1 rRNA gene is annotated in these 822 nt (G+C 51.7%); it reads right to left on the bottom strand.

From position 1 onward, the window contains the following. Positions 1-811 (bottom strand): 23S ribosomal RNA (locus NNC77_RS16510); the annotation flags it as partial. Between the last annotated feature and the right edge of the window lie 11 nt (positions 812-822).

The following is an 822-nucleotide window of genomic DNA, read 5'->3' as shown; positions in this document are numbered from 1 at the left end:
ACACTCGGCTCATCCAGAAGCTTTTCAACGCTTATTGGTGCGGACCTCCATCCCGTGTTACCGGGACTTCATCCTGGCCAAGTGTAGATCACTTGGTTTCGCGTCTACCCCCACTGACTATGCGCCCTATTCAGGCTCGCTTTCACTGCGGCTACGTGTCTCGTGACACTCAACCTCGCCAGTGACGGTAACTCGTAGGATCATTATGCAAAAGGCACGCCGTCACATCGTAAGATGCTCCGACCGCTTGTAGGCGTATGGTTTCAGGAACTATTTCACTCCCCTGCTCGGGGTTCTTTTCACCTTTCCTTCACAGTACTCGTTCGCTATCGGTCTCACGGGAGTATTTAGCCTTACCGGATGGTCCCGGCAGATTCGCGCAGGATTCCTCGTGTCCCGCGTTACTCAGGATACCGCTATGCTGCATTTCGCTTCACATACTGGACTATCACCGTCTATGGTCACATTTTCCAAAGTGTTCTGTTCACGATTTGCATACAATGTCGCGGTCCTACAACCCCGCTGGCGCCTTGCGACGTCAACGGTTTGGGCTGTTCCCCGTTCGCTCGCCACTACTGGGGGAATCATTCATTTATTTTCTCTTCCTACAGGTACTAAGATGTTTCAGTTCCCTGCGTTAGCTCTCAACCTTGAAGATTGAGTAACCGTCCTTCAGACGGCTAGGTTGTCCCATTCGGAAATCTCCGGATCAAGGGTTATTTGCACCTACCCGAAGCTTATCGCAGCTTATCACGTCCTTCATCGCCTCCGTGAGCCTAGGCATCCGCCATACGCCCTTTCTTACTTTCTTTACGACTGTAT

It is taken from the genome of Segatella copri, assembly GCF_024330485.1.
In the GTDB taxonomy this organism is placed as follows: domain Bacteria; phylum Bacteroidota; class Bacteroidia; order Bacteroidales; family Bacteroidaceae; genus Prevotella; species Prevotella copri_L.
This window is presented reverse-complemented; position numbering and strand designations above follow the sequence as displayed.